A 5,165-nucleotide genomic window follows, 5' to 3' on the forward strand; every position below is an offset into this window, starting at 1 on the left:
TTGGTGTTTAGCTACCGCTACAACAATTTTTTATATTTATTATTGATAATTGTTGTAGCTATTACTTTGCTTTTTCTGCCTTCGTCTAATATAATATTATTTGAAGGCATATTTTTTTATGCTCAAAATACTAATAATATTAAAGGACGGTATTTATGAAATGCAAATTGATAGTTATAATACTAATATTATCCATGGTCTTTTCAACTGTAGCTTTTGCAACGGAATCCACAGATGAAAATACAATGACTGAATTAGAGTTCGATGAGAACCATGAATTCATGAAAAAGGTTGCAAAGTTTGTTAAGGAAAATTATCTCTATGATTTATCCTATGAGGAAATACTTGAAGGTCTTTACGACGGCATGTTTGAAAATCTTGACGATTACAGCGTATTCTACACAGCTGATGAATACCGTGACTTTTCAACTGGCATGTCCGGTGAGTTTTCCGGCGTTGGAATACAGATTGTAAATGAAGGCGACTATGTTGTAGTTGTAACACCTATTCATGATTCTCCTGCAGAAAAAGCAGGAATACAGGCCAAGGATATAATCAAATATGTAGATGGTACAGACATCACCGGATATTCAACAGACGAGGCTGCACAGCTTATAAGAGGTCGAATAGGAACTACCGTAATACTTGGAATAGAGAGAGACAATGAGATAATCAATTTCCCCATAATAAGGGGCAATATAGTTATAAGCTCAGTATTCACGGAGATTATGGACGACAATATCGGCTATCTTAAGATTACACAGTTCAATTCAAACACACTTGAGCTCATAGCAGATCAAATGACTGCTTTTCTGGATTCCGGTGTGGACAAGCTTGTAGTAGACCTTAGAAACAATCCTGGTGGAAGCCTAAGCGAAGTGCTTAGTACACTGGACCTTTTCGTACCTAGTGGCCCCCTTGCATATGTAATCACGGCAAATGGAGAGGAAACGGAATATTCCAGCAATCTGCAGGTTCAAAACTTCGAACTGGCAGTTCTTGTAAACAAAGGAAGTGCTAGTGCATCGGAAATATTTGCTGGAGCAGTACAGGACAGAGATGCAGGTACAATAATTGGAACAAAAACCTTTGGAAAAGGCGTTGTACAGACTCTATATCCATTAAAGGACGGAAGTGCAATGAAGCTTACAACTGCTGAATACCTTACTGCAGGAAGAAACCATGTTCATGGAATAGGAATCACTCCCGACATAATCATTGATAACAACAAGCCTCTTTCGAACTTTGACACATCGGATATTCCGGAATTTGACAAGAGAAGGAAGCCTGTTGTTGGAATAGTGGGACTCGACGTACTAGCTGCTGAAAAGATACTGAATATACTCGGTTACCCAGTAACCGGAGCAGACGGCATCTTTGATGAACACCTTAAAAAGCAGATTGCACAGTTCCAGGCTGACAAGGGACTTTATCCTTACGGAATCCTTGACTTCACTACCCAGGATGCACTAAAAATATCACTGGAAAGTTATTCAGTGGATACAAGTGTTGACTTCCAACTGGAAAAGGCGTTGGAGATACTTAGATAGGATATAATTGAATATTTATAGAGATCGATTTCGGATCTTCATAATTAAGAGCTACCTACAAATGGATAAACATCCATTCATTGGTAGCTTTTGTTTATGGGGAAATTGGATATTTATTTATATCATTCCACATTAATGAATGATATAATTTAAGCTAATTGCATTTTTTATAAATTTCTATTGGAGTTAAGATGACAGAGACAATAAAGGTTAACAGAAACGAAAGGAAATATTTAATTTCTACTGAAAGGTTCAGTGTAATAAGCAACAGAATTTCCTGTATCCTGCAAAAGGATGCAAATGGTTCAGATGATGGATACATGGTCAGAACATTGTATTTTGATTCCATGTATGACGATGATTATCACGACAAAATCGACGGACTAATGAACAAGAAGAAAATCAGGCTTAGGATTTATGATACTGAATCAAATTTTGTAAAAATTGAGATGAAAGAAAAAAGCTCGGAATTCCAGACAAAACGATCAATGTCAATTTCAAGGAAGGATGCCAAAGAGCTTATAAGCGGAGGATATTCGGTCCTCTTGAACTATAACAGTCCATTTGCAGAAGAGCTTTATATAGCCATGAGCTGTGGACTCTACAGACCAAAGTGCATAGTCGAATATACAAGAAAGGCTTTCCTGATGCCCGAAAACAGCATTAGGCTCACATTTGACCACAACTTACGAAACACCGAGACGTCATTTGACTTTTTTAGTCCAAAACTAAACATGAATCCCATGATTCCATCTGACTGTATCGTATTTGAGGTAAAGTACAACAACTTCCTGTTTAGTCATGTAAAAGATCTGATCAGGGAATGCGACAAGACCGAAACTTCATTCAGCAAGTACTGCGAAGGAAGAAAATCATTATATTATTAGGAGATTATTAAGAAAATGAAAGAATACATCTATGAATTATTTTTATCAGAAGCAGGAAAAATGTCACAACAGGATATATTTATTGGCTTTTCCATGGCTCTGTTGATTGGAATGGCTATCTATACATCCTATAGGTTTTCTCATTCCGGCGCTGTCTACAGTTCAAGATTCAATGTTTCCCTTGTTATGCTTACAGTAATCACAACCTTGGTTATGACCGTAATAGGAAACAATATAGCATTGTCCCTGGGTATGGTTGGTGCCCTTTCAATAGTTAGATTTAGAACAGCTATAAAGGACCCAAGAGATACAGCATACATATTCTGGAGCATTGCAGCTGGTATATGCTGTGGTGTCTATGAATTTCAAATAGCAGGAATAGGCTCAGCCTTCCTTTTTCTATTCCTTCTGCTTTTCGGAAAACTAAAGTCAAACGACAGATACCTCCTTGTAGTTAGAGGAGACCGAGCTGTCGAAAACGATGCTGAAGTTACTGTATCAGCCTATTACAGAGGAAAGGCAAGAATGAGGGTGAAGAACACTTCAGTTGATGATATAGAACTAATTTATGAGTTATCCCAGAAGATTATTGACAGCTTCAAGAAACAGGAAAAGTCAATTATGGACAAGCTTTATGAATTTGAAGGAATCAGAAATGTAAATCTGATATGCCAAAACGATGAGCTGGGCAGGTAATATATAAACCATGAAACATACTAAAATCTACAGCTTTCTAATAATAATATCCCTGGTAATACTTTCCCTTGGATCATGGAATTACCTTAATGAAAAAGATTCCAGAACCTATCAGCACGAAAGCGAACTTAAAACAACAATCCAATGCAGTCACGAGGACGAAACCCTTTGTACCCACCTTCCCATAATTGTAATAGATACAAAGGAACAGATAATGGAGACAGCCCAGATCGAACATGAAAATATTGAAGGTATTAATTATGAAGGTATCTATTTAGAAGGGCTTGTATCAGTAATTGATAATGAAAGCGAATACAACCATATAAAAGATGAATCGGCCCTCAGTTCCGGGGTTATGATAAAGTATAGAGGAAATTCCTCAATGTATTTCGAAAAGAAACAGTATCTCATTAAGTTCATAAACGAATCCGGTGAGGAAGCCGAATATGGAATGATGGGAATGAGTACCGACAACGAATGGGTGCTAAACGGCAATTTCATGGACAAGTCCTTTATGCGTAACTATCTCTGCTACAGTGTTGCAGGAGAAATAATGGAGTACTCACCTGACTCCAGATTCTGTGAAGTAGTAACAAAGAATGGTGATGAGTATACCTACCAGGGTCTCTATCTAATGACGGAGAGCATAAAGAGAGACAGTGAAAAGGTTGATATAAGAAAATATGACCCAAAACTTCCAACCACCAGTTATATAGTAAGAAGAGACCGATTCAATCCCGATGAAAACATACTAATGACCTTTGGAACGGAAAATAATCTGACAGATGAATTCATAGGCCTTAAGTACCCCTCAAAGACAAAGGTAGATGAAAAAACATTGGCTTTTGTAGCGAATGATATAAGCTTCATAGAGGAGATTATGTATTCAGAAGAAGGTCTTGACCTTGACAGACTTTCAGATTATATAAACCTTGATTCCTTCGTGGACTATTTCATTATTAATGAACTCTTCGGAAACTACGATGCAGGTCTCTATTCCACTTATTCCTATAAGGACCTTGGAGGTAAGCTTAAAATGGGACCTGTCTGGGATTTCGACAGATCAATGGACAACGACCCTGCATATATCATGGACATTGGCAACACCGTAATCAACAATTATTCCTGGTACGATACCCTTTTTACAGACAAGAAATTCACAGACAGGGTAGTGAAAAGATACAAGAAATTGAGGCAGACAGTCTTGTCCGATGAATATCTGACATCATTTATCGACGATACTGCCCTCTATATCAGCCTCCCCGTTGAAAGAAACAATCATGTATGGGGATATATATACGAAATGAATCTATTGAATAATATTCCTGATTCCAATGGTAACATTGTGGACAGAAACTCACCGACCTTTGAAGATGAGATTGACCGGATGAAGGGCATTTTAACATCTAGAGGCAGTTGGCTGGATGAAAACATCGAAATTCTATATGATTATTCCACCGATTCAAACAAGGATTTGTTACCCGACAATTTGAATGCACTTCTTTTTATAGCAACTTTTCTGATTTCAATTATTATTGTTAAATTCGAGTAAAAGGGTGGTACAGATAGTGAACAATGAAAAAAACAAACTCAAACGTAAGAAGATTCTTCTGATTCTTACTCTCATAACTTCAATTATCTATATAGGCTGGCGTATTTTATTCACAATACCGACACAATACGGCATATTGTCTCTAATTGCGGGAATATCCCTTATTGTGGCAGAGTCAATCAGTATGCTTGAGGCAGCTGAACACTACAAAAACATGAGCCGTGCTTTTATTCCGGAGATGCCTGAAATACCTGTAGACTGGTTTCCACATGTTGATGTCTACATAGCCACCCACAATGAATCAACTGACCTTCTCTACAAGACTATAAACGGTTGCAAACACATGAATTATCCTGACATGAGCAGGGTCCACATACATGTATGCGATGACTGTGACAGAAGTGAAATGAAGGAACTTGCTGAAAAGATGGGTGAAAAGGACAATTTCTGGGCTATGGGAGATACAGGTCCTTGTGGGCC

The 5,165-nt window shown here is 37.7% G+C and carries 4 protein-coding genes and 1 pseudogene; all 5 read left to right on the plus strand.

Features of this window, described 5'->3' with window-relative positions; translation table 11 throughout:
* Nucleotides 1–155: 155 nt before the first annotated feature.
* Nucleotides 156–1,550, plus strand: coding sequence for a S41 family peptidase (locus tag AC3AX0_RS03755; protein ID WP_487548968.1), 1,395 nt, complete (start codon nucleotides 156–158; stop codon nucleotides 1,548–1,550).
* Between the two features lie 191 nt (nucleotides 1,551–1,741).
* Nucleotides 1,742–2,437: a polyphosphate polymerase domain-containing protein gene (locus AC3AX0_RS03760; protein ID WP_487548969.1), complete on the plus strand. Its 696-nt coding sequence runs from the start codon at nucleotides 1,742–1,744 to the stop codon at nucleotides 2,435–2,437.
* A 15-nt stretch (nucleotides 2,438–2,452) separates the two neighbouring features.
* Nucleotides 2,453–3,133, plus strand: a complete 681-nt coding sequence (locus AC3AX0_RS03765) for a DUF4956 domain-containing protein (RefSeq protein ID WP_487548970.1) — start codon at nucleotides 2,453–2,455, stop codon at nucleotides 3,131–3,133.
* 10 nt (nucleotides 3,134–3,143) lie between these two features.
* Nucleotides 3,144–4,685, plus strand: a complete 1,542-nt coding sequence (locus AC3AX0_RS03770) for a CotH kinase family protein (protein ID WP_487548971.1) — start codon at nucleotides 3,144–3,146, stop codon at nucleotides 4,683–4,685.
* A gap of 16 nt (nucleotides 4,686–4,701) precedes the next feature.
* A pseudogene (locus AC3AX0_RS03775) lies at nucleotides 4,702–5,165 on the plus strand (hypothetical protein); the annotation flags it as partial.

It is taken from the genome of Dethiosulfatibacter sp. (assembly GCF_983023055.1).